This window comes from Streptomyces sp. NPDC020489 (genome assembly GCF_044386545.1).
Lineage (GTDB): Bacteria > Actinomycetota > Actinomycetes > Streptomycetales > Streptomycetaceae > Streptomyces.
The window spans coordinates 354,942-381,399 of sequence record NZ_JBIRUZ010000002.1; the positions used below are offsets into that span (position 1 = coordinate 354,942).

Annotated in this window: 2 protein-coding genes; both read right to left on the minus strand. The window is 74.3% G+C overall.

Annotation, left to right across the window (positions count from 1 at the left end; translation table 11 throughout):
• Positions 1-14,169, minus strand: a complete 14,169-nt coding sequence (locus tag ACH41F_RS05480; RefSeq protein ID WP_398833174.1) for an SDR family NAD(P)-dependent oxidoreductase — start codon at positions 14,167-14,169, stop codon at positions 1-3.
• The gene (locus ACH41F_RS05485; protein ID WP_398833177.1) at positions 14,166-26,456 is read right to left on the minus strand and encodes an SDR family NAD(P)-dependent oxidoreductase; all 12,291 of its coding nucleotides are present in this window, start codon (positions 26,454-26,456) and stop codon (positions 14,166-14,168) included. The genes ACH41F_RS05480 and ACH41F_RS05485 overlap by 4 nt, the downstream gene beginning before the upstream one ends.
• Between the last annotated feature and the right edge of the window lie 2 nt (positions 26,457-26,458).

A 26,458-nucleotide genomic window follows, 5' to 3' on the forward strand; every position in this document is an offset into this window, starting at 1 on the left:
TCACTCCCCGTCCAGTGAGGGGCGCAGCAGGCCCGCGATCCGCTGGAGGTTCTCCTCCAGCACGATGGTGAAGTGGTCGGCGTCCATGACATGGACGGTCAGATCACGCTCCGGGACCAGCCCGGCGAGCCCGTTGCTGGTGTCCCCGTCGGTGCGGGGGATGGCCGGCATGCCGAACGGGTTGCCCTCCGCGGAGAAGCCGCGGCTCGCGTGGAAGACGGTGACGTCCACCGGCGCCCGCAGGGGAACCGCCTGGTAGCCGTCGAGGAGTTTGCCGTTGAGCTGAAGCACGTCCCACTTGCTGCGCATCAGCTTCAGCACGTGGTCGTGGGCCAGCGTGGCGGGCGAGTTGGCGACGACGTGCTCGGCCATCGCGGTGAACTGCTCGTCCAGGGTGAGGCCGTGCAGCTTCTCGACGCCGATCTGCTCGTCCACCCGCCACAACTGGCAGGCGGAGTTGCCGATCAGCATCAGCGCCAGGTTCTCCCCCTCGCTCTCCTCGATCCCGCTGGCGTCCACGCCGTCCCACGCGCCGGTGCCCGGCATCAGCGGGTCCACCAGGTACAGGTGCGACACCTCCTCCCCCGCCGCCAGCAGTTGCTGGGTCATCTCGTAGGCGACCACCCCGCCGAAGGAGCAGCCGCCGATCCGGTACGGGCCGTGCGGCCGACGCTCCCGCAACGCGGCCAGATAGGCGGAGCTCATCTGCTGGATGTCGTCGAAGGAACGGAAGGCGAGTTGGTAGTCGACCTGTTCCAGGGCGAAGACCGGGTAGTCGGAGCCCAGGTGGCGGGAGAGGTAGACGCAGTAGCTGACGTCACCGAAGAGGTGGTGGGTCCAGAAGGTGGCAGGGCGCCGGCCGCCGCCGTTGACGGAGACCAGGTGGGCGCCCTCGTCCTCGTCCTCGTTCTCGTCGGCGGTGTCGAACTCGACGGGCTCGTCCGTTCCAGCCGGCGCCGTGTCGTCGTCCGCGCTCGTTCCGGACCCGGCGACCACGCCCCGATCGGCGTCACGCAGCCAGGTGACGACATCGTGGTCACTCAACAGACCTGTCCCGGCGGGGAGTTCGAGCACCAGCGGCGGCGGCACGATCAGGCGCTGCCAGTCGGTGGGCTCGGCGTCGGCGGTGGTGACGACCAGGGTGCGGTCCGCGTCCGTGAGGGGAGCCGGTGCGTACGCGGTCGCGGCCCGGGCGAGCGCCGCGTGCCACGCGCCCGCCGCCGTCAGCCACGTGGTCAACTTCTCCTGCGACATGGGCGGTTCGGCCAGCTCCCGCAGGAGACCGGCGGCCTCGGCAGCGGTACGGGCGGGCGCGAGCCGCTGCGCCAGGGACTCCTGGGCTCCCCAGGCCTCGCCGAGGACCAGGGCGGCGGCCCGCAGGTGATCGGCCTCCGATCCGGCCTCGTCGCCGCCCGGGGTGGCCGGGTCGATCAGGGTCAGGCGCTCGATCTCATGCCCCTGGCTGGCCAGCGCACGGGCCGTCTCGATCGCCACGAGCGCTCCCGTGGCGTGCCCGGCCAGCCGGAACGGTCCCGCCGGCCGCGTCCTGAGGATTTCCGCGGCGTACATGCCGCCGAGTGCGTCGATCGACAGGCCGGGGTCGGGCGCCCGGTTCGGGAATCCGGGCGCCTGGACGCCGAGGACGGCTCCGCCGTCACTGAGACCGTCGAGCAGATGGGTCAGCCAGCTCAGTTCACCGGTGCCGCCGTGGACGGCGAAGACGGGGGTCGCGTCCGGGTCGGCCGGGTCGGTGAGTTCGAAGACCCTGCAAACGGCCGGCGGTTCGGGGGCGGGGACCGACTGCGGCGACCGGGCACCACCCGTCCCCTTGTCGGCGGCCTCACCCGGCGTCGGGGCGGTGGACGGCTGCCCCGCACCACCGGGCGCCTCGCCGGAACGGTCGGGGAGTTGCGCGACCGGCGCCGCCTGCGACGCCAGGCCCTCCTCGGCCAGGTGTGCGGCGAGCTTCCTGACGGTGGCGAACTCGAAGATGGCCGCCATCGGGACGTCGTCACCGAAGTGCGCCTGTACACGCTGCATGATGCGCAGCGCCGCGATCGAGTCGATGCCGTACGAGGCGAAGTCCCGGTCGACGTCGAGGCTCTCAGGGGGCATGCCGACGCCCTCGGCGATGATGGCCCGCAGGTCCTGCACGGCGTCGGTGGGCGACGCGGTCACCGACGAGGGTGTTGTCATGGGTTCCGAGGCCGCGGTCCCGGCCGTCGGCGGGTCCTGGGGAGTCGTCACCGGCGCCAGGGGCGGCAGCTCTGCCGTCGGCCGGTTCTGGGAAGTCACCGGCTCCAAGGGAGGCAGCTCCGCCGTCACCGGCTCCACGGGCGGCCGCTCTCCCGTCGGCTGCGGCACCCGCCGCGTGGTCACGGGCTTCGGGGTCGGCGGCTCGGGCGTCGGCAGCGGCGCTGTCTCCGGTGCCGTCCGGGCGGGAGCTGCCTTGCGTTCGGACGCGACGGGTGTGGGCAGCGGGGCCGTGCCGGCGCTCTGCGAGGCCGTTTCGGGCAGCCAGTGGCTCTGCCGGGCGAAGGGGTAGGTCGGCAGGTGGAGCCGGACGGGCCGGCGGTCGTTGTCGTGCAGCGCGGGCCACTCGAAGCGGGCGCCGCGGACCCACAGCGCGCCGACCCGCCGTAGGCCCTCCTCCCTGCCGTCGGCCAGCAGGCGCGCCGGGTCCGGGTCGGCGAGGGCCAGGTCGTCGGCCGAGGCACCGGCATGGCCGCGGAACAGGTTCTCCCCGGGTGTGCCGTCGGCCACGGCCTCCAGCGCCGCGACCAGGTCGGGCAGGGAGGACACCACCAACGCCAGCCGGCTGGGCAGTTCGGAGCGTCCCGTCTGGAGGGTCCAGGCCAGGTCGGCCAGTGCGGCGCCCCCGTCGGAGCCCCGCATGAGGACGCGTCGTACGTGGTCCAGCAGACGGGCTGCGTACGCGCCGAGCCGCTCCTCGTCCAGGGCGCTCAGCACGATCAGCTGCGCTCCGCCGGCGGCCGGAGCGGAGCGCCGGTCGGGGTACTCCTCCAGGACCACATGGGCGTTGGCGCCCCCGAAGCCGAAGGAACTGACTCCGGCGCGGCGCGGCAGCTCCCGGTCCCCGGTGGAGCGCCGCTCCCAGGGCACGGCCGTGTCCACCAGGTGGAAGGGGCTGCGCTCCAGTTCCAGCAGCGGGTTGGGGCGTTCCAGGTGCAGCAGCGGCGGCAGGATGCGGTGCCGCATCGCCAGCACGGTCTTGATCAGACCCGCGATGCCGGCCGCCGTCTCCAGGTGGCCGACGCTGGTCTTCACCGTGCCCAGGGCACAGTGCCGACCCGAACCGTCCCACCCGTGGTCGCGGAACGCCCGGGTCAGGCCCTCCACCTCGATGGGGTCGCCGAGCGGTGTACCCGTGCCGTGCGCCTCGACGTAGCCGATCGTGTCGGCTCCGACACCGGCCCGCCTGAGCGCGGCGCCGATCACGGCCGCCTGGGCCGCCGGGTTGGGCGCGGTCAGGGAGGTGGCCCGGCCGCCGTGGTTGACCGCGCTGCCCAGGATCACGGCGTGGACAGTGTCGCCGTCGGCCTCGGCCCGGCTGAGCGGCTTGAGGAACAGCGCTCCGACGCCCTCGCCGCGCGCGTAGCCGTCGGCCCGGTGGTCGAAGGTCTTGCAGCGCCCGTCACCGGCGAGCATCCCCGAACTGCCGAACGCCTCGTAGCCGTTGGCGTTGAGGATGAGGTTGACGCCGCCGACCAGGGCCGCCGAGCAGTCGCCGTCCTGGATGGCCCGCACGGCCCGGTGCACCGCCACCAGGCTGCTGGAGCAGGCGGTGTCCACCGGCTCGCTGGGGCCGTGCAGGTCCAGCAGGAAGGACAGGCGGCCCGCGAGCACGCTGTGCTCGTTGCCGGTCGCCATCTGCCCGTCCACCGGCACACCGCGGGAGAGCAGCAGCTGGGAGTACTCCGAGGACGCGACCCCGATGAACACCCCGGTGTCGCTGCCGGCGAGGCGGCGCGGGTCGTGCCCCGCGTCCTCGACGGCGTGCCAGGCCGTCTGGAGGAAGAGGCGGTGCTGGGGGTCCATCAGCCGTGCCTCGCGCGGGGAGATGCGGAAGAACTCGGCGTCGAAGTGGTCGATGTCGCTGAGGAATCCGCCGGTCCCACCGGGCGTGCTCGCCTGTGGGCGCCCGGACGGGGCGGCGCCGACGAGATCCCGGCCCGCGACGAGGTTGGCCCAGAAGGACTCCAGGTCCGGGCTGCCGGGGAACGCGCCGGCCATGCCGACGATCGCCACGGGCTCCGGTCCGGTACGCGGCTCTGCGACTTCCGGGCCGGCCCCGGGACCGAGCCGGGCGGCATGCTCGCCGACCAGGGTGGGCGGCGCGGCCTGCGGTTCCGTGGGTGCGACTTGCGGTGCATGGGGCGCGACTTGCGGTGCCGTGGGCGCGATCTGCGGTGCCGCGGGCGGCACCGCGAGCAGGTCGACCAGACCCGCCAGATCAGGTGCCGCGTACAGGGCCGTGGGGCTGACCGGTACGCCGAGATCAGCCTCCAGTCGCGCGGCCAGGGTCATCACGCTGACCGAGTCGAACCCGTAGTCGCTGAGCCGGTCAGCGAAGTCGAGGTCCTGGGACCTGACCCCGAGCACCTCGCCGATCGCGGCCACGACGGCGGCTCGTACCCGCTCGGTGGACGAGACGGCAGGGTGCGTGACGGGCGCGGAGCCGGAGGCCGGGTCGGGCGGCAGGACGGCCAGAGCGGGCCCCGGCTCGGGCGCGAGCCCCGGTACGGCGGCCTGAGCGGACCACGTGTCGGGGGTGAGCCGCGGTACGGCGGCGGCGATGTCCGAAGTCGGGTGCGGTGCCGGTATGTCGGGCATCCAGTGACGCTCCTCGGCGAAGGGGTAGTGGGGCAGCGAGACGACCGCGCGTTCCTGGTCGCGGTCCTGCTCGGTCCAGTCGACGTCCTCGCCTGAGACCCAGGCGGCGGCGAGCGCCGCGACATCGTCGGTTCGATGGAAGGGGCGCGCGGTACGGCCCGCACGGCCGGTGATCACGCCGTGTTCCCTCCCGTGGCCGTCGAGATGGGCGGTCAGCGCCGTCACAGCGGCGACGGTGTCAGGGGCGACGAAGGCGAGTCGGTACGGCAGGGCGGCGCGGCCCAGTTGGAGGGTGCGGGCCACGTCCGGCAGCGGCAGCGCGGGGTCGGCGGTGGCCAGCCGGTCACGCAGCCGCCGTACGGCGACGCGGAGCTGTTCCTCCCGGTTCGCCGAGACCACGATCACCTGGGGGCGGGCGGGACCACCGGTCGCGCGCGGCGGGACGGGTGGCGCCTCCTCGACGATGAGGTGCGCGTTGGCGCCCCCGGCACCGAAGGCGCTGATCGCGGCCCGTCGCTGACCATCGGTCGGCCGGGCCCACTCGGTCTCCTCGCGGACCAGGCGCAGCCCCGCTGCCTCGACGTCCGGACGTACCGGATCGCAGTCCAGGGTCGGCGCCAGGCGTCCGTGCCGCATCTGGAGGACCACCTTGGTCAACTGCGCCATGCCGGACGCGGCTTCCAGGTGGCCGATGGCGGGCTTGACGGACCCCACCGACAGGCCGCGCCCACCGGACCCGTACACCTCACCGAGGGCGGCCGCCTCGAGCGGGTCGGCCAGCGGGGACCCGGACGCGGCCGCCTCCACGTACTGGATGTCATGCGGACCCAGCCCCGCCCGGTCGAGCACGGTGCGCAGCAGGCGCGTCTGAGCGGTGCCGTCGGGCGAGGCGTAGGCACCCTCGGGCCCGTTGGCGTTGGCGCCGGAGGCGAGCAGTACGGCGTGCACCCGGTCACCGTCGCGCAGGGCGGCACGCAGGGGTTTGAGGACCATCGCGCCGACGCCCTCGCCTGTGGTGAATCCGTCGGCCTCGGTGCTGAAGGCCCGGCTGCGGCCGTCGGAGGACAGCATGGTCGCCGCGGACAGGGCCAGATGGTGGGACGCGTGCAGGATCAGACTCACCCCGCCCACCACGGCCGCCTCGCAGTCGCCCTCCCGCAGGGCCTGGCACGCCAGGTGCACGGCGGTCAGCGACGACGAGCAGGCCGTGTCCACGGCCAGACTGGGCCCGCCGAACCCGAACACGTGCGAGACCCGGTTCGCGACCGACCAGGGACCGGAGGGCGGCGCCTCACGGTGCCCTCGACCCCAGCGTTCGAGGGCGAGCTGCTGGTACGGGGCGCCGGACGCGCCGACGAACACACCGACGCCCGCGGGGCCGGCCTGGGCGGTCAGCCGCGCCGCGGTGCTGCCGGCGTCCTCCAGTGCCTCCCAGACACAGCGCAGGAACAGCCGCTCCTGCGGGTCCGTCCGCTCCGCCTCGCGGGGCGACATGCGGAACACCAGCGGGTCGAACAGGTCCACGCCGTGCAGGAAGCCGCCCCAGCGGTGCGGGGTACGGCCGGGAGCGTCCTGGTGCTCGGCAGCCGTCCAGCGCTCCGTCGGCACCTCGACCAGGCAGCGTCGGCCGCTGCGGAGGTTCTCCCAGAAGGTCTCCAGGTCGTCGGCGCCGGGGTAGCGGCCCGCGATCCCGACGATGGCCACGGGTTCGGCCCGGCGCGCGCCATCGGACGGGTCCGGCGCCACGGCGGTACGTCGGCCGGTGGCGGGGCGCTCGCCGCCGGTGGCCGTGGGCCGCTCCTCGGGTGCCGGGGAGGCCAGGGCCTGTCCGGCCGCGACGGGCTCCTGGACCGCGGCGGACTGCTCTGTCGGCGCCGCCTGGACGGGCTCCGTGGAGTCCCCGCGGCCCTCGTCCGTGAACACCCCCGAGGCGACGAGAGCCTCGGCGACGGAGCCGATCGTCCCCCCGATGAACGGCAACGGGCCACTGACCGCGCCGAGTTCCCGCTCCACGCGGTCGGCGATCTCCATGGTGATCAGCGAGTCGGCGCCGTAGACCTCCAGCGGCGCACCCGCGTCCAGGTCCGTGGCCTGCATGCGCAAGCTGTCGGCGAAGGCCTCGGTCAGCCAGACGACCGCCCTGCGGTGGACGTCGTCCGCGCCTTCCCGTGCCGGACGGCCCGCACGTGCCGGACCTGCCGTCACCTGCGTGTCGGTCACTGAGGGTGCCTTAACCGGGACCGCCTTCGCAGGGCCCACATGGGCCCACGCGTCCCGCTCGGCGATCACGATGTGCTGACCCGATTCCGCGCCGGGCACGCCTGGCACGCCGTAGGCCTGGACGTCACGGAAGCCGGCTGCGGCCAGCACGGCCCGCCAGGCACCGGGGCCGAGCAACGGCGAGTGCGGGAGCCGCAGTTCACCGTCCGTGTAGGCCCACCAGCCGTCGGTCAGTCCGAAGACGACGTTGACGGAGTCGAGCACCCGGGTGGCCTCGTTCAGTATCAACACGCCGCCCGGCCGCAGCAGTCGGCGGGCGTGGGCGAGGGTGCGGCGCAGGTCGGGGGTGGCGTGCAGGACGTTCGCGGCGAGCACCACGTCCCAGCCGCCGTCGCGGAAGCCCTGCTGCTCCGGCTCGGCGGCGATGTCGAGCACCCGGAAGTGGACGAACGGATGCTCGGCGCCCAGGCGTTGCTCCGCGCGGCGCACCAGGCCGGTGGCGAGGTCCGTGTAGTCGTAGCCGATCCGGTCCGCGTACGGTGCGAGGGCCTCCAGTACGGGTCGGCTGGTGCCGCCGGTGCCGGCCCCGACCTCCAGGACCGACACCCGGGCGCCGGGGTCGGCGTCCAGCACGCGGGCCACGGCCGCCCGGACGGCGCCCGCGCAGGCGGCGTTGAAGTACGCCGACCTCGGGTCGTCGTGGTACAGCGGCGCCAGGCGGTGGTCGGAGCCGCCGGGGAACAGCACCTCCAGTCCGCTGCGGCGGCCGGCGAGCACGTCGGGCAGCGCTGCGGCGCAGTCAGCGATGAGTTCCAGGGCGCCCGCGCTGTGCGGGTACGCGGCGGCCACCTCGGCGCGCAGCGCACCGGCGTCCTCACCGGTGTCCGTGACGGTGCCCTCGGTGGTGATGTGGCCTCCGTGGCGCAGTGCCGTCAAGGTGGCGTCGAGCAGGCGGCGTTGGCCGGGGACGACGCCCAGCCGCTCGGCGAGCCGGTCCGGCTCGGCCCGCGCCCCCGCCCGTAGTCCGGCCGGGCCGCGCAGCGCGTCCATGATCTGCCGGCGGGCGAGTCGCTCGACACGGTCGAAGTAGTCGCCGCCCGGCAGCGACCCCGCGTCCACGCTGGTCAGGGTGTCCGCGGCGCCACGGCCGGAGGCGCGGGCCAGGTCGGGACCCGGGACCGGGGCGAGCAGCCGTATGTCCCCGCCGGGCGGCGTGGTGAGCCGGATCGGCGCGACCTGGGTGACCGGGGCGCCCATGACCCGACGGAACGCTCCCAGGCCCTGTTCGTCGGTGAGCGGTTCGACCCCGGAGCGGCTGATCCGCGTCCGGTAGTCGTCGGTGGCGACGGAGCCGCTCTCGCCCCAGAACCCCCAGTTGAACAGGCGGACGCGACGGCCGAGCCGGGCGGCCAGATAGCGGCCGAAGGCGTCCTGGAAGGTGGATCCGGCGGCGTAGTTGGCCTGGCCGGCGTTGGCGGTGTGGGAGATGGCGGAGGAGAACAGGGCGATGAAGTCCAGTTCCCGGTCGGCGAGGACCTGTTCCAGTACGGCCGTGCCGCGCACCTTGGGGTCGAGGACGGCCCGGAAGGTCGGCTCGTCCATTCGCTCCAGCGTGCGGTCCGCGAGGACGAACGCCGAGTGGATGACGCCGTCGACGCCACCGAAACGCGTGTCCGCCGTCCGCACGACCCGGCGCATGGCCTCGGCGTCGGCCACATCGGCCGACGCGTAGTGCACGTCACCTCCGGCCCTGCGCAGTCCGTCGAGGTATCCCTCGGTCAGCGCGTCGGCGGGCCGACGCCCGACGAGCAACAGGCGTGCGCCGTACCGCTCGGCGAGGTGACGGGCGATCACCGAGCCGAGCCCACCCGCTCCGCCGAGTACGAGGTACCGGCCGGCCTTGCGCAGCGGCAGGGCCTCTTCGCGGACGGCGGGCAGCTCCACCGCGCCCAGCTCGCACTCCAGCAACACCCCGCCTCGCAGGGCGCGCTCGGCCACGGGACCCTCGGCGGCGGCCGAGGCAACCGCGTCCAGGAGGGCGGCCCCGGCTTCACCGTCCATGTCGCCTTGGTGCGAGGCCAGTTCGTCCGGGTCGAGGTCGAGGAGTCCGGTGTCGAGGAACGGCAGTTCCCTGGACAGTGATCTGGTGAGCCCGATCAGCGAGGCGGCGAAGGGGTTGCGCGCGGGGCGGGCCGGGTCGATCTGCTGGACCCCGCTGGTGACCACGGTCAGCCGGGCTCCGCGCGGGCGGGCCGTGGCGAGGGCGCGCGCCAGGTGGAACAGGGCGATCGCGCCGTGCTGCTGGCTGCGCTCCAGGTGGGCCAGGTCCTCGTGGCTGTAGCGGACGGCGTCGACTCCGCCGAGGAAGTACACATCGGGCTCGGGTCCCGCCGCGTCCAGCAGTCGCGGCAGATCGGTGGCGGCGTCGAGCCGGCTCAGGTCGGCGGTCACCGCGCCCGGGAAACGTGCGGCGAGCCGTGCGCCCAGACGGAAGTCGTCGGGGGTGGAAAGCACCAGGGCACGGCCCCGCGTCCCGTGCGCGCGGGGCGGTGCCCCGATCGCGGTCCAACGCGGGCTGAGGTAGTGGACGGGGTCCCCGCCGGGGCGGGCGGCGACGGTGAAGTCGTCCAGGACCAGCACCGGTCGACCGCTGTCGTCGGCGACGACCACCTGGCAACGGGCGCTCGTGTCGTCGGCGCGCAGCAGCCGGGCGTGGGCGTGCCGAGCGGTGGTGGGGTCGCCGAGCAGCCGCACTGCCCCCGCGGTCGCCGGGACCGGGGCGCGGGCGGCGAGAGCCTCCGGGAGGATGCCCTGGACGGCGTGCAGGGCGCTGTCGATCAGCCCGGCGGGCAGGGTGCCCGGGGCTCCGGTGGCGCCGTCCGGCTCGAGTTCGACCGCCGCCTCGCCGTCGCCGCACAGCAGGGTCCGCACCCGGCGGTACGCGGGCCCGTACTCCAGGCCTGCCGCGGCAGCGCGCATGTACAGCTCGTGGCCGGGAACCGTGCTGCGGCAGCGGGCGCGAAGGGCGTGCAGCAGCAGCGTTCCGGGCGGCTCCTGGTCTGCGACGACCAGCGTGCCGGTGCTGTGCACGGTTCGCGTGCCGCCGTCACCGGTGACGATCTCGTACGCCGTTCCGTGCGGGACCTCGGTCAGGACGACCCGTACGTCCGTGCCGCCCTCGGCCACCTCCAGCGGCACCCGCCAGCGCACGTCCGTCAGGGCCACGGGTGCTCGGGCGCCGGCGGCGGCGCGGGCGAGCTCCAGTTGGAGGACGCCAGCGACGATGCGACGTCCGTCGACGAGATGGTCGGCGACGAGCGGATCGGCGGGGTCCAGACGGACCGTCACCGTGTTGGGCGCCTCTGCCGAGGTGAGCGCGGCCACCGGCTCGGGCCGGCCGGAGGTGGTGGTACGGATCCAGTGGCGTCCGCCCGCGAACGGGTAGGTCGGCAGGGCGAGGCGCCGCACACCCGCCCGGTCCGCCTGCTCCCAGGGGATGTCGGCCCCGGCCGTGTAGGCGCGGGCGAGGCTGTCGGGCGAGCCACTGCGGGCCAACTGCCGCAGCCGGTCGGGGTTCTCCTCGCCCGGCGCGGCCGGATCGGCGCGCCCCGTGAGCAGGCCGGGGACCTCGCGTCCCGCGAGGTGATCGCGCAGGGCAGGGGGGATCTCGGCGACGCTGTGCGCGACCAGGGCGAGCCGGTGGGTCAGGTGCTCACGGCCCTGTTGCAGGGTGACGGCGACGGAGGCGAGCGGCAGGGCGTCGGCGCCGGGCCTGGCCAACCGGTCGGCCAGGCGCTCGGCCGCGGTCCGCAGCTGCTCCTCGGTGTCGGCGGACAGAACGATCAGCTCGGGCCCTTCCGACCGATCCGGCCCGGTGGCGGGGGCGGGCACGTACTCCTCCACCACCGCATGGCCGTTGGCGCCGCCCGCGCCGAACGAGCTGAGCGCGGCCAGCCGCGGCCGGCCCTCGGCCCGCTGCCAGGAGCGGGCGGTGCGGGGCAGCACGAACGGGGTGCCGGCGAGGTCCAGGGCCGGATTCACCTCGTCGCAGTGCAGGGTGGGCGCGAGGGTGCCGTGCTCCATCTGCAGCAGAATCTTGGTGAGCCCGGCGATGCCCGCCGCCGACTCGGTGTGTCCGATGTTGGACTTCACCGAGCCGAGGGCGCAGAAGCCGGTGGCGTCGGTGTACTCGCCGAAAGCCCGGCGCAGTCCCTCCACCTCGATCGGGTCCCCGAGGGGGGTGCCGGTGCCGTGGGCCTCGACGTAGCCGATGTCGCGGGCGTCGACGCCGGCGGCGCGCAGGGCGTCGGCGACCACCCAGCCCTGGGCCTTCGGGCTGGGCACGGTGTAGCCGTTGGTGCGGCCGCCGTGGTTGACGGCGGTGCCGCGGATCACGCCCCGGATCGGGTCGCCGTCCGCGATCGCGGCGGCCAGCGGCTTGAGGACGACGGCTCCCACGCCCTCACCGGGCACGAACCCGTCGCCGCCCGCGCCGAAGGCCCGGCAGCGGCCGCCGGGTGCGAGCATCCGCAGTTCGGAGAGGACCACCCACTTGCTGGGGTGGACGTTGACGCAGACGCCGCCGGCGACGGCGATCCGGCTCTCCCCCGACCTGAGGCTCTCGCAGGCCAGGTGGAGGGCGGTGAGCGAGGCGGAGCAGGCGGTGTCCACGACCATGCTCGGCCCGTGCGCGTCCAGCCAGTACGACAGCCGGTTGGCCGCCGAGAAGTCCATCGCCGGAGCGATCACACGATTGCCCCGGCCCCACTCCTCCGCCCCCAGCAGCCCGTACGAGGAGCCGGTGACGCCGACGAACACCCCGATGGCGTGTCGGCCGCGGGCGTCGCGGGTGCGCGCCTGGAGCAGGCTCCGGGAGTAGCCGGCGTCCTGCAAAGCGCTCGCGGCGACCTCGAGGAACAGCCGTTCCTTGGGGTCGCTGCGCTCGGCCTCGCGCGGGGAGATGCTGAAGTAGGCGGCGTCGAAGCGGGCCACGTCGTTCAGGAAGCCGCCGTGGTCCCCGTACGCCAGGCCCGGCCGGCGGCCGCCTGGCGCGTGGTAGGCCGAGTGGTCCCAGCGGTCCGCGGGGATGGGACCGACACAGTCGCGGCCCTCGGACAGGGAACGCCAGAACTCCTCCAGGTCCTCGCCGCCGGGATAGCGTCCCGCCAGGCCGACGACGGCGATGGCGTCCGACGGCGGCGCGGGCGCGGGCGCGGGCACGATGGCCGGAGTCGGAGCCGGAGCCGGAGTCTTTTCGTCCGGCATGGGCGTGGTGAAGCGTCGGGCCAGCTCGGCCCGGTGGGTGCGGATCAGCTGGGCGGCCAGTTCGGCCACGTTGCGGTACTCGAAGAAGAGGGTGACGGGTTGTGGGCCCAGTTCGTCCTCGAGGACGGTGGTGAGCTTGCGGATGAGGATGGAGTCCACGCCGATGGTGGCGAACTCCTGCTCGCGGCGCAGCCGTCCCGGGGGCAGCCGCACCGTGTCCGACACCAGCCGCAGCAGCCACTGCTCGACGTCGGTGGTCAAGTCGGCTGTGCTGTGCGGCGGTTCGGCGTCCGAGCCGGTGTCGTGGGTCCGGTCCGCCATGCGCCCGGCGATGAAGTCGGCCGCGCGCGTCCGGTCGCCGTAGACGACGAGCCACTCCGGGCCCTCGCCCCGCAGGGCCGCCTCCAGCGCGGCCAGGCCCTGGGCCGCGGGCATGGCGACCATACCTTGCAGTTCGCGCAGGACCCGCTTGTCGCTCGCCTCCAGATCCATGCCGCCGCCGCTCCACAGCGGCCAGCACACCGACACGGTGTGTCCGCTGCGGTCGCCCCGGGCCACCAGGGCCTCACGGGTCGCGGCGAATCCGCCGAGGCCCCGGTTGGCGGCGGCGTAGTCGCTCTGCCCGGCCATGCACAGGTAGGCGGCCGTGGAGGAGAACAGCGCGAAGAAGTCCAGGGGCAGGTCGGCGGTGGCCAGGTCGAGGTTCCGGGCGCCGGCGAGCTTGGGGCCGGTGACGGCGAGGACGTCACGGGGGTCCTTGTTGACCACGTACGTGTCGTTGTTGATGCCCGCTGAGTGCAGCACGCCGTGCAGCGCGCCGAACTCCCGCACCGCCAGCCGGACGGCGGCCTCGGCGTCGGCCGGTGTGCGGACGTCGCCGCTGATGTAACGGGCCTGCCCGCCGAGTTCGGCGATGCGCGCGCAGGCGGCGCGCTGCCGCTCGCCGGGCTCGGAGCGGCCCATCAGGACGAAGCGGGCGCCGTGGCGGGAGGCAAGCAGTTCGGCCAGGCGCAGCGCGATACCGCCCGCGCCGCCGCTGATCAGATAGGTGCCGCCGCGCCGGAAGACCGGTCGGTCCGCGGCCGGGGCCTCGACGAGCTCGACGTCGCGCAGGCTCCGCCCCGTCCGGTCGCGGCGCACCTGGGCGGATCCGGGCCGGGCCAGGGAGAGTTCGTCGAGCGCGAGACGGACGGCGTCCTCGGCTCCGGCCCCTCCCGCGGGCAGGTCCGGGGCCTCGATGGCGACGGCGCGCACGCGGCGGTCCTCGAAGCCCGCGATCTGGCAGAACCCGCCCAGGGCCGAGGCCACCGACTCGCGACCGGGCCCGGCGACCACACAGGCGAGGTCCAGCGGGTCGCCCTGCCTGTCGGCGATCAGTGCCTTCACGGCCGCGAAGACCGGGTCCAGCGCGTACTCCGCCTCCTCGGCGGCCACGTCGACCAGGAACACGGCCTGGCGCACGGGCTCGCCCGCAGTGCGGCGCCGCGCCCACAGGGCTGCCCAGGCCGCGGTGTCGGCCCGGTCGGCTATGCGGTGGACGTCCTCGGGCAGCCCTTCCGCCGGGCCGAGGGCGACACGGAGCGCTCCGGCCGGGGCGGCGGCGAGGGACCGTGCGTCGCTCGCCACGACCGCCAGCCCGCGGGACGGTCCGGGCCGCGACGCCGGGGAGGCGGGCCTCGGCGACCACCGGGAGCGGAACAGGGCCAGGCTGTGCGCGTCGGGCTTGAGCAGTTCTACGGCTTCGGCGGGCGTGAGGTCGCCCGCGTCGACCCGGGCGAGGATGCTGCGGCGGAGGGAACCTCCCTGCGGGGGGGCGGAGTCAGCGCTCATGCGTGGGATCCGTTCTCACTCGTGGCCATCAGTCGGTCGACCTCGTCGACCGTCAACTCGCCGCGCTGCAAGGCCTCCAGGACGTCCTGAAGCCGTGTGTCGGGCACCGCGGACACCTGCTCCGCGGCGCCGGCGGCGCCCGGGGAACCACCGGGCACGGGGTCCGCCCAGTGGCGTTCCGGGGCGAAGGGGTAGCCGGGCAGGGAGACCCGCCGGGGGGACAGGCCGGGCGCACGCAAGGCGGACCAGGCGATGTCGGCGCCCGCGGTCCAGGCCCGGCCCCAGTCCAGCGGGTCCGCCGGCACGGGCCCCGTCGGCAGCGTGACACCCGGTGAAGCCGTCCCGGTGACGTACCGGCCGGGCCGGCCTTCGAGGTAGGCGTCGAGCTGCTCGCGCAGTCCGTCCTGATCAGCGGCGACCAGTGCCAACCGCACGGTCATCGCGTCGCGGCCCTCCTGGAGGGTGAACGCAAGGTCGTCCAGGGGGACTTGATGACGACCCAGGTGTTCGTCCAGGCGCCGGGCCGCTGCCCGCAGTCGGTCCTCGTCGCGTGCGGAGAGTACGAAGAGCCGGGGTCCGTACGGCGCACTGGTGGCGGGCTCACGCGGGGGCGGTTCCTCCAGCAGGACGTGGGCGTTGCCGCCACCGAAGCCCATCGAGCTGATGCCTGCCCGGCGCGGAATTTCCTGGCCCGAGGCGTCCTTGAGCCGGTGCCAGGGCCGGGTGGCGCCCACGATGTGGAAGGGGCTGCCCTCCAACTCCAGCAGGGGGTTGGGCCGTTGGTAGTGGATGCTGGCGGGCAGGATGCCGTGCCGCATCGCCAGGACGACCTTCACCAGGCCCGCGATGCCGGCCGCCGCCTCCAGGTGGCCCATGTTGGACTTGATGGTGCCCAGACCGCACCAAGGTTCGCGCACCTCGCGCTCACCGGTGAGTTCGGCGAAGGCCAGCCGCAGACCCCGGACCTCGATCGGGTCGCCGACGACCGTGCCGGTGCCGTGCGCCTCCACGTAACTGACCGTGCGGGGGTCGACGCCGGCCCCGCGCAGCACGGAGGAGACCAGACCGGCCTGAGCGGCGGGGTTGGGCACGGTGAGGGACTGGACATGGCCGCCGTGGCCGGTGCCGCTGCCCCGGACGACCGCGTGCACGGTGTCACCGTCCGCCAGGGCCCGGCTCAGCGGCTTGAGCAGCACGGCGGCCACGCCCTCGCCGCGGACGAATCCGTCGGCGGACTCGTCGAAGGTGCGGCAGCGTCCGGTGGGCGAGAGCATGCCGGTCTGACCGAGCGCGACATACAGCGGCTCGGTGAGCAGCAGATGCACGCCGCCCGCGATGGCCTGGTCGCAGTCACCGCTGCGGATGGCCTGGACGGCGGCGTGGAACGCGAACAGGGAGCTGGAGCAGGCGGTGTCGACGGACTGGCTCGGCCCGTGCAGATCCATCAGGTACGAGACGCGGTTGGCGATGATGCAGTGGGCGAGACCGCTGCTGGAGTGGGCCTCGCGGTCGCGGCCGAGCGCGGTGAGGTGGCCGTCGTAGTCGTGCGAGGTGGCGCCGACGAACACGCCGGTGCGGGTGCCACGCAGCGAGGAGGGGCTGTGCCCGGCGTCCTCCACCGCCGCCCAGGCGGCCTGGAGGAAGAGGCGCTGCTGGGGGTCCATCAGGTCGGCCTCCAGCGGGGAGATGCCGAAGAACCCGGCGTCGAACTCGGCGACACCGTCGATGAAGGCGCCCCATTTGCTGTTGGTGCGACCGGGGGTGCGCACCGGGTCGCCGTAGATGCGCCGCCAGTCGAACCGCTCGGCGGGGATCTCGGTGACCAGGTCGGCGCCGTCGTGCAGGTTGCGCCACAGGGTGTCCAGGTCGGGTGAGCCGGGAAAGCGGGCGGACAGGCCGACGATGACCACCGGGTCGTCGGTGACGGGCGGGTTCTTGGTGACGGCCGGATCGATGGTGACTGCCGGATCGTCGGTGGCTGCCGGGTCGTCGGTGTGCGTCGGCTCCTGGTCCGGTTGCCGCAGTTGCGGCGCGGGGGTGCCCGCCGAAGGAGAGTCCGCCGTAGGGGTGTCCGCCGCGCTGACCGTGAAGCGGGCACACGCGTCGGGGGCGTGCTCGCGCAGGTGGCGGGCGACAGCGTCGAGCGTGGTGCATTCGTAGAGCAACACCTTGGGCAGCGGGCCGAAGTCCTGCTCCAGCCTTCGCACCAGCTGGATCGCGCCGAGCGAGTCCAGCCCGTACCGGTCGAAGGTCGCCGTGGGGTCCATGTCGGCGAGGGGTACGCGCAGGAACTCCGCGAAGACGCTTGCGAGATGGTGGAGCACACCGTCCCCGGCGGCGGCTCCGGACGCGACCGGTGCGGCGGCGGTCGACGAGTCGGCCGCTGCGGGTGTGGCTCCCGTGGCCGGGGTGGGCACCGGCCCGCTGGCCGCCGCCAGAAGCACGGACTGGTCGAGTTCGTCCTCCGGCAGCCCGGCGGCGCCGAGCGCGCGCACGCCGTCGAATCCCGCCGTCGCCAATGCCGTGCGCCAGCGCGGGACGTCCAGGAGCGGGGCGCCGGGCAGGCGTTCGGCCGGTTCCTCGAACGCCCACCAGCCCGGGATCATCCCGAACATCAGGGCCAGGTAGTCGAGATTGCAGGTGACCTCGTTGAGCACCAGCACTCCCCCGTCGGCCAGGAGGCCGCGCAGCCTGCCGAGGCTGCGGGAGACCCGTCGGGTGGCGTGCACGACGTTGGCGGCCAGGACCAGGTCCGCGCAGCCGGGCGCGAAGCCCTGCTCCGCCGGATCGGCCTCCAGGTCCAGCACGTCGAAGCGCAGCGGCACCCCGCGGCCGCCGAACTCGCGCTCGGCGGCGCGGAAGAAGGAGGCCGAGACGTCGGTGTAGCGGTAGTCGACGCGCGCGACGTCCTGGCCGAGGGTCGCGAGGAGCTGGAGCACACGGTCGGTGGTGCCTCCGGTGCCCGCGCCCGCCTCGACGATCCGCACCGGCCGGCCGGGTTCGGCGGCGAGCCGTGCGCTCACGAAGCCGTGCACGGCACGGGCGACGAGTTCATTGTAGTGGTCGGCGATGGCGTTGCCCCGGTAGATGTCCGCGAGGACGTCCGGGTGTTCGCCGGAGAAGTACAGCTCCAGCGGGTCGACCCGCCCGGCCAGTACGTCGGGGAGCGCGGGCAGGCACTCGGCCACCAGACGCACGTGGGCGGAGAGTTCGGGGTGCCGGGCGAGCAGGGCTTTCAGTTCCCCCGCGGCGAACGGGCTCGGATCGGCGGCGCGGCTGCGGCGCAGCACGCCTTCGATCACCCGGGTCAGCCGCTCGTACGACGGGTCCGCGGCCAGCGTGTCCAGCGCTCCCGGGGCCAGCGGGTCACGGCCCAGTCGGGCCCGCAGGTCGGCGTCGAGCATCCGGCCGGCGGTGACTCCGAGCTCTCTGAGGGCCGCGGCGACCTTCCGGCCGTCGTAGGAGGCGTCGCGCAGGTAGGCGTCGGCGGCGCGTTCCGCCGCGGCGGCGGAGGCCGACCCGAGGGAGGTGCCGGGCGCGGTGCCCGGCACCGGGTGCGGCACGGTGTCGGGCCTGGTGGGTCCCGTGGGCGGGGTGGTGGGCGCAGGTCCTGAGGCAGGCGCGGGTGTGCGGTCGAGCGTGGCCGGCGGCCTGGTCAGTCCGTGGCGTTCGCGGGCGAACGGGTACGTGGGAAGGGACACGCGTGGGGCCGTCGCCTCCGGCAGCGCGGGCCAGGTGTCGGTGGTGCCGTCCGTCCAGAGGCGGGCGGCCCGCGCGGGGGCGTCCTCGGGATTGCCGCCGATCACCCGTACCCGGTCACCGGTCAGTCCCGTGGCGAGCAGTTCGTCCAGGCCGCGAAGGAGCGAGCGCCGGTCCGCGGCGACCACTACGGCCCGGGCGGGGAGCGGGAAGCGGCCGTGCTGGAGCGTCGCGGCGATCGAGGCGAGCGGCACGTCCGAGTCGGCGACGAAGCTGCGCTGACGGGCTATCACCTCCCGCAACCGGGCGTCGTCCGCGGCGGAGTACGGGAACACCATCACCCCGTCGGTCGGCGCTCGGAACTCCTGGGCCTGCGGGGCCTGTTCGAGGACGACGTGGGCGTATGCCCCGCCGAAGCCGAAGGAGCTGACCCCGGCCCGCCGCGGCGTACCGGCGGCGGTTTCCCACCGCTCGGTGGAGCGGTTGACGCGCAGCGGCCCGTCGTCGAGCGTGCAGTAGGGGTTGGGGTGCGCGTAGCCGGGCATGGCGGGCAGGACGCCGTGCCGGACGGTCAGGACCGCCTTGATGAGGCCGGTCAGGCCGGCGGCCGCCTCGGTGTGGCCGAGGTGCGCCTTGGCGGTGCCCAGGACGCAGAAGCCGCTGCGGGAGGTGTGTTCGGCGAAGGCGGCGGTCAGACCGTCGACCTCCACCGGGTCGCCGAGCCTGGTGCCGGTGCCGTGGGCCTCGAGGTAGCCGAGGGTGTCGGGGCTGATGCCCGCATCCGCCCAGGCGGCGCGCAACAGGTCTGTCTGGCGGGCCGGGTTGGGCGCGGTGACGGAACCCGCTCGGCCGCCGTGGTTGACGGCGCTGCCCTTGATCACGGCGTGCACCGGATCGCCGTCGCGCAGGGCGTCGGCGAGCGGCTTGAGCAGGACGGCCGCGACCGCCTCGGCGGGCGCGTAGCCGTCGGCGCGGTCGTCGAAGGCGTGGCAGGCGCCGCTCGGCGACAGGGCGCCGATCGCGGACAGCTGGGTGTAGTGCCGGGGCGTGAGGATGAGGTTGGTGCCGGCGGCGAGGGCCATCCGGCACTCGCCGCGCCGCAGCGCGTTCACCGCGAGGTGGACGGCGTACAGCGAGCCGGAGCACGCGGTGTCGACGGTGAGGCTCGGACCGGTGAGGTCGAAGAAGTGCGAGGGCCGGTTGGCGGACATGGAGACCGCCGTGCCGATCGGCGCGTACGGGCCCTCGGCGTGCCCGGCGCGGATCATCTCCTCCTCGTAGTCGCGGAAGGAGCGGCCGACGAACACACCGGTGTCGGAGCCGCGCAGCCGCCCGGCGACCGCGGCGTCCTCGGCGGTCTCCCACAGCACCTCCAGCAGCAGCCGGGTCTGCGGGTCCATGGTCTGCGCCTCGTCACGGGACATGCCGAACAGCCCGGCGTCGAAGCTGTCGGCGTCGGCGACGAAGCCGCCACGCGGGCAGTCGGTACGGCCGTCCCCGCCCTGGGGGTCGTACACCGCCCGGTGGTCCCAGCGCTCCGCCGGGACATCGGTGACGAGGTCGTCGCCGTTCAGCAGGCGCTGCCAGAGCGTGGCGGTGTCGTGGGCGCCCGGGAAGCGTCCGGCCATGCCGATGACGGCGATGGCCCCGTCGGACGGGCGGTCGGCGGGCCGTGCCGGGGCCGCCTGCCCCGAGGTGACCGGCTCCGCCGTACGGGCGAGGACCGGTTCCGGCGCCTGTCGCGTCTGGGCGGCCTGGGCTAGGCGGGCGGTCTCCTCGGGGAACTCGGCGCGCAGGTGGGCGGCGAGCTGGGGCACGTCGGGGTGGCGGAAGAAGACGGTCGGGACGAGTGCGCAGCCCAGGTCGCTCTCGATGCGGTCGTTGAGGGCCATCAGGTCCGCCGAGGTGAGCCCGAGGTCGAGGAATCCGGCCCGGTCCGGCGGGACCGGGGTGCCCAGTCGTTCGCGGACCAGTTCGTCGAGGTGGTCGGTGACGGCGTCGAGGACGGGGTCGCCCGAGGTCATGGGGGTCGCCTCCGCGGCAGTGGCGGTGTCTGGTCCGGTGCGGGCCGCGGGCGGCTCGCCGTAGGTGCGGGGGGTGCTGGCCGGGGGCAGATCGCTGCCGGGGCTGCCCGCGCCGGCGGTGATCCAACGGCGCCTGCGGTCGAAGCGGGTGAGCGCGAGCGGGGTGCGGCGCGGGGTGTGCCCCTCGGGGGCCTGTTCCAGCACCACATGGCAGTTGGTGCCGCCGAACCCGAAGGAGGACACCGCCGCGCGACGCGGGCTCCCGGTCGTCTCCGGCCAGGGGCGGCCGGAGGTGACGGGGTAGAAGGGGGTGCGTTCGAAGCCGAGCCGGGGGTGGGGGTCGTCGCAGTGCAAGGTGGCGGGCAGATAGCCGTGCTGGACGGCGAGCACCGTCTTGACCAGGGACGCGATGCCGCCGGCGTGCAGCAGCGCTCCCACGTTGGACTTCACCGAGCCCACGGCGCAGTGCTGGGAGTCGCTGCCGAGGCCGCGGTAGACCTCGGCGGCCGCGTGGATCTCGATCGGGTCGCCGAACCGGCTGGCCGAACCGTTGACCTCCAGGTAGCCGATCGAGGGCGAGTCGACGCGCGCCGCCCGCAACGCGGTGCGCAGCAGTTCGGTCTGTGCCTCGTGGCTGGGCGCGGTCAGGCCGAGGGTGCGGCCGTCGTTGTTCACGGCGGACGCGAGCAGGGTGGCGAGCACCTGGTCGCCGTCGCGCAGGGCCTGCTCCTCGGTCTTGAGGAGCACCATGCCGAGCCCCTCGCCCGGCACGGTGCCGGTGGCCTCGCGGTCGAACACCCGGCTGTGGCCGTCCCGCGAGAGGACCCCCGCGCGGCCGAGGCCGAGGTAGACGAAGGGATCGAGCAGCAGCTCGCAGCCGCCGGCGACGGCGTGGTCGCACTCACCGGCGAGCAGGCTCTGCACGGCCTGGTGGACGGCGACCAGCGAGGACGAGCAGGCCGTGTCCACGGCCAGGGACGGGCCACGGAAGTCGAACACGTGGCTGATCTGGGTCGCCACCATGTTGGGCAGGGCGCTGACCAGGAGTTGTGGCGTGGTGGGCGGGCCGCCGATGCAGTTGCGGCGGACGTAGTCGTTGGCACCGACGCCGAGGAAGACCCCGACACGTTCCCCGGCGAGTTCCTTGCGGGCGTAGCCGGCCCGGTCGAGGAGTTCCTGCGCCAGTTCCAGGGAGAGTCGCTGCTGGGGGTCCATCCAGGCGGCGTCCTGCTCGCTGATGCCGAAGAACTCCGCGTCGAACCGGTCGATCCCCTCGATGAACCCACCCCACCGGGCAGCCTCGACGACGTCCGGATCGGCCCTGTCGAACCAGTCCGGCGACCAGCGGTCGGCCGGGGTGCGGGAGACGGAGTGGATGCCACGGACGAGGTTCTGCCAGAACTCCTCCACGGAGGCGGCACCCGGGAGCCGCACCGCCGCGGCCACGACAGCGATCCGCCCGGAGGCCGAGGGCCGCTCGCGGACGGCGTCGGGCCGCACGGTCGCCGGGGCTGTCGGCGCGACAGAAGGTGTCGGCGCCACGGACGGTGTCGGCGCGACGGACGGTGTGGGAGCCGTTCGCGGAGCCCGGTCGCGGGCGTCCGGCTGCGGGACCGCGGCGCTGACCGGATCGCTGACAGGGTCGCTGACCGTCGCCGGGAGTTCACCGGCGAGGTGATCGGCCAGGGCGCGCAGGGTGCGGCGCCGGGCCACCACGGAGGGCACGATGGCGGTGCCGTAGCGCTGTTCGACGACATCGAGGACCCGCATGGCGGCGATCGAGTCCACGCCGTAGTCGCTGAGATCCTCTTCCGGATCGAGGTCCGCCACCGGCACCTTCAGCACGTCGGCGAAGATGCCCGCCAGCTCCTGGCAGAGCGCGTCGGCGTCGACACCGGGTCGCGCGGCGGGCGGGGCGTCGGGGTGCAGGGTGAGGCGCTGCTCCAGCCGCCGCACGTCCCCACGGAACACGGCGAGCTGGGCGGCGGGGTGGCCGAGGGCGAACTCCAGCGCGGCCAGTCCGTCGCTCGTACTCAGCGGTTCGAGGCCGTTGACCTCCAACACCGGTTGCTCCACCGCGGGGTTGATCTGCATGCCGCCGTCCGCCCACAGGGGCCAGTTGACCGACAGGGTGCGGCCGTGGCGTTCGCCGCGGGCCCGCAGGTCCTGGCGGAGGTGGGCGAAGGAGTCCAGGTAGCGGTTTCCGGTGGTGTAGTCGGTGGTGCCGATGGTGCCGAGCACCGAGGTGGTGGAGGAGAACAGCAGGAAGTAGTCGAGGCAGGCGTCCCGGGTCGCCTCGTCCAGCAGACGGGTGCCGAGGATCTTGGGCGCGGTGACCCGCTGGATGCCGGTGCTGTCCTTGTGGAGCAGCAGCCCGTCCTCGACCACTCCGGCGGCGTGCAGGACGCCGGTGAGCGGGCCGAGGTCGGCGACGACGGCCGCCACGGTGTCCGCCACGGCGGCGCGGTCGGTCACGTCACAGGGGTAGTAGCGGGCCTGTGCGCCCAGCGCGGTGAGTTCGGCGACGGCCGCGGACTGCTCCGCGCCGGGTACGGATCGGCCCACCAGGGCGATCCGCACGCGCGCCCGCTCGGCCAGGCGGCGGGCCACCAGCCGGCCCAGTCCGCCGGCGCCCCCGGTGATCAGATAGGTGCCGCCGTCGCGGGCGAGGGGCACATCGGAGGCGGCCGGGGTCGTCACGCGTCGGAAGCCGAGCACCTCGCGTCCCGCCCGCCGGACCCGTACCTCGATGTCCTGCCAGGCCACGGCCTCCGCGAGGACCGCCCGGCACTGCTCCTCGACGCCGAACGCCGGGTCCAGGCACACCGTCTTCAGCGCCAGCTTGGGCTGTTCACGCCGGACACCGCGCGCCAGGCCGCCCACGGCCGCGTGCTCGGGGTCCTCGGCGTCCGAGGCGTAGGCGTAGACCACGGGCACGGTGGCCGTGCACGAGGTCAGCCAGGCACGCGCCAGGGCGAAGGCGCTGTCGCGCGCCGCCGACGGACCGAGCGCCCCGGACAGGGGCCACAGGTCCAGGACCGCCGCCGGGTCGGCGCCCTCGGCGCGCAGGGCCTGGGCGACGGCTCGGTGGTCCTGCTCGGCGGTCGGATCGACGGTGAACTCATCCGCGCCCGTCCGGGCGAACCCCGTCCCGGCACGCACCGCCACCACCCGCGCCGCCACCCGGCGGCGCAGTTCGGCGACCCGTGCGGAGTCGTCGTCCAGCACCAGCAGCACGCCGTCGGGCAGCGTGCCCCCCTCGGGGTCCCGCCGCGCCCACACCGGTTCGTAGACGAGCAGGCCGTCCGGTACGGCGGTGGGAGCGGGTGCGGGGGCGTGGGCGGCAGGAGCCGCGGGGGGAGCCGTCGGTTCGCCACCGACCGCCGGACCGTCACCGTTCGCTGACGGGCCCGACGTGACGGCCACCGGGTCCGGGGCGTCCGTCACGGCTCGGACCCCGTCCGGCGCCGGGCTCGGAGCGGCCGGGTCAGCCATCGGGATCCAGCACCGCTTGCGCTCGAAGGGGTACGTCGGCAGCGGCACGCGGCGTCCGCTGCGCGTCGCCCAGTCGGTCTCGGCGCCGCGGACCCACGCCGCGGCCGTCCGCGCCGGGTCGGCGCCGTCCGCGCGGCCGCCGCCGTCCCGCCCGGGGCGGCCGGTGAACACCCGGGCGGGGTCGGCCTGTCCGGCGCCGTACGCGGTGAGCAGTTCCACCAGCTCCGCGGTGTCGTGGGCCACCACGGCGAGCCGGTGCTCCAGGGCGCGGCGGCCGGTGCGCAGCGTGTGGGCGACATCGGCGAAGGGCAGGTCCGGATCCTCGCTCAGGAACCGGCGCAGCCGGTCGGCCTGCACCCGCAGGGCCTCTGGCGTGCGGGCGGACAGGGGGACGACCTGCGCCCCGGCGGGCCGGTCCGACGGTGCGGCGCCCTCGGGCTGGTACTCCTCCAGCACCATGTGGACATTGGCCCCGCCGAACCCGAAGGCGCTGATCCCGGCGCGGCGCGGGGCCGTCTGTCCGGTGCGCGGGTCGACGACTCGGGGCCAGGCGGAGCGTTCCCGCGCCACGTAGAACGGGCTGTCGTCGAAGGGGATCTCCTGGTTGAGCCGCTCGGTGTGCAGCGTCGGCACGATGGTGCCGTGCCGCATCGACAACAGCACCTTGGTGAGGGCGGCGATGCCCGCGGCGGCCTCCAGATGGCCGACGTTGGACTTCAGCGAGCCGACCGCGCAGAAGCCGCGCCGGTCGGTGGAGCGGCGGTAGGCCTTGGTGAGCGAGGCGATCTCGATCTGGTCGCCTAGCGTGGTGCCGGCGCCGTGCGCCTCGATGCTGGTGATGGTCTCGACGTCGACGTCGGCGCGGCGCAGCGCCTCCAGCACCACGCGGCCCTGCGCGTCCGGACTGGGCACGGCGAAACCGCTCGTACGCCCTGAGTGCTGGACGGCCGAGCCGCGGATGACGCCGTAGATGTGGTCGCCGGCCGCCTCGGCCTCGGACAGCGGGCGCAGCAGCACGGCGCCGACGCCCTCGCCGGGCACGTAGCCGTCGGCACCCTCGCCGAACACCCGGCAACGGCCGTCGGTGGACAGCAGGTTGTTCTCCGCCAGCCGCAGGTACTTGAAGGGGTGCAGGGAGAGGTTGACCCCGCCGGCCAGGGCCGCCCGGCACTCACCGCGCCGTATCGCCTCGCAGGCCAGGTGGATGGTGGTCAGCGAGGACGAGCAGGCGGTGTCGAGGGAGACGCTGGGGCCGCGGAAGTCGAAGGCGTAGGAGACGCGACTGGTGATCAGCGAGAAGGTGGAGGCCACGATCTGCGGGTTGTCGCGGGCGAGTTGCTCCAGGGCGTGCAGTTGGTAGTCGTTCCACATGACGCCCGCGAAGACGCCGACCGCGCCACCGGTCTGCCCGACGAGTTGCTCGGGGGTGTATCCGGCGTCCTCGACGGTCTGCCAGGCGGTCTCCAGGAAGAGCCGCTCGTGCGGGTCCATCAACTCGGCCTGGCGCGGGGAGATGTTGAAGAACAGCGGGTCGAAGTCCTCGACGCCCTCGAGGAATCCGCCCCACTTGCCATGGGTCTTGCCGCTGATGTGCCGGCCGGGCGCGAACCAGGGTGTGTGGTCCCAGCGCGTGGGCGGCACCTCGCTGACACAGTCGCGGCCGTCCCGCAGCACCTGCCAGAACTCACGGATGTCGGCGGCGCCCGGGTAGCGTCCGGCGAGGCCCACCACGGCGATCGGCTCGTCGTGGGCGTGCGGGGCCGGTTCCGCCCGGGGCGCCCCCTGGGGCTCGGCCCGCGGGGCGGGGGCCTGATCGGCGACCGGTTCCTGGGGGGCGGGGGTGCCGCCGGGCAGCGTGTGTCCCTGGCCGCGCAGATGGGCGGCCAGGCTGTTGACGGTGGGGTACTCGAACAGCAGGGTCGGGTACAGCTCGGTGTCGAGCAGCTTCTCCAGAGACACGGCGATCGTGAGCAGGTTCACCGAGTCCAGGCCTAGGTCGTAGAAGCCCCGGTCCTGGTCCATGGGCGCGTCGCCGCTCCCGAGCGCCTCCGCCACGAGGTCGCTGATGGCCGTCTCCAGCGTGCGCTGCCCTTCCGCGGCCGGCGGGTCGGCCGGTTTCGGCGGGCGCGGTGCGGGCGGGAGCTGTGCGGGGGTCGTGGCGCCCTCGGCGAGCCGGGTGATGAGGTCGGCGCTGCGCACGCGCTTGGCGCGGAACCCGGTGATGCGGGCGACGACGCTGCCGTCCGGGTGGCAGATGTGCAGGTCCGCGGTGACGGTCTCGGCGTCCAGCTCGCGCTGCTCCACGCGCGGCACGTACACCTGCGCCGCGGCGCCGAGCGGGGCGTGGGCGCGGAACGACTCGATGTAGATCGGGATGAAGGGGCGCGCGGCCTGTTCCCGCTGTGCGGACTCGAACTGGAGGAAGGGCACCAGGGTGGAGAAGTCCAGGGTGACCGGGTGGATGTGGAAGTGGTCCAGGTACTCCTGGGCGTCGGGGCCGAGCCGGACGTCGCCGAGGGAGTAGCCGTCGCCGCGGTAGACGGTGCCGTCCACCTTCATGAAGTCCCGGTGGTGGATGTCCACTTGGCGGGCGAAGGCGTACAGCGCGTCGGCGTCGCAGATCTGGTCGGCCGCCGCCTTGAGCCGGTCGGTGTCGACGTGTCCGGCCGGTTCGGGCGCGGAAAGGCGTATCTCCGCCTGGAAGTTGGTCTCCCAGGCCTCGTCGAGCACGACTCCCGCGCTGACCGGCCTGCTGCGCACGGTCACCGGCAGCACACCCTGCGGGGACGGGGAGTCCACGGCGATCTGCAGTTGCCGGTCGCGGTCCCCGGCGGCCACCACGGGGGCGATGAACAGGCAGCGGCGCAGTTCGGCCGCGGCCGGGTCCACGCCTGCGTGCCGCAGGAGCCTGAGGACCAGGTCGAGGAAGAAGACGCCCGGCAGGACGGGCGTGCCGTGCACGAGGTGGCCACGCACGATCTCGTCCTGGGCGGTGACGCTGGTGACCAGGTGTCGGCCGGCCAGTCGGTGCTGATCGGCCTCGAAGCGGGGATCAACCACGGTCGACATAG

Coding starts and splice junctions, on each gene's coding strand:
- ACH41F_RS05480 (WP_398833174.1), bottom strand. CDS start 14,169: ATGAGCGCTGACTCCGCCCCCCCGCAGGGAGGTTCCCTCCGCCGCAGC.
- ACH41F_RS05485 (WP_398833177.1), bottom strand. CDS start 26,456: ATGTCGACCGTGGTTGATCCCCGCTTCGAGGCCGATCAGCACCGACTG.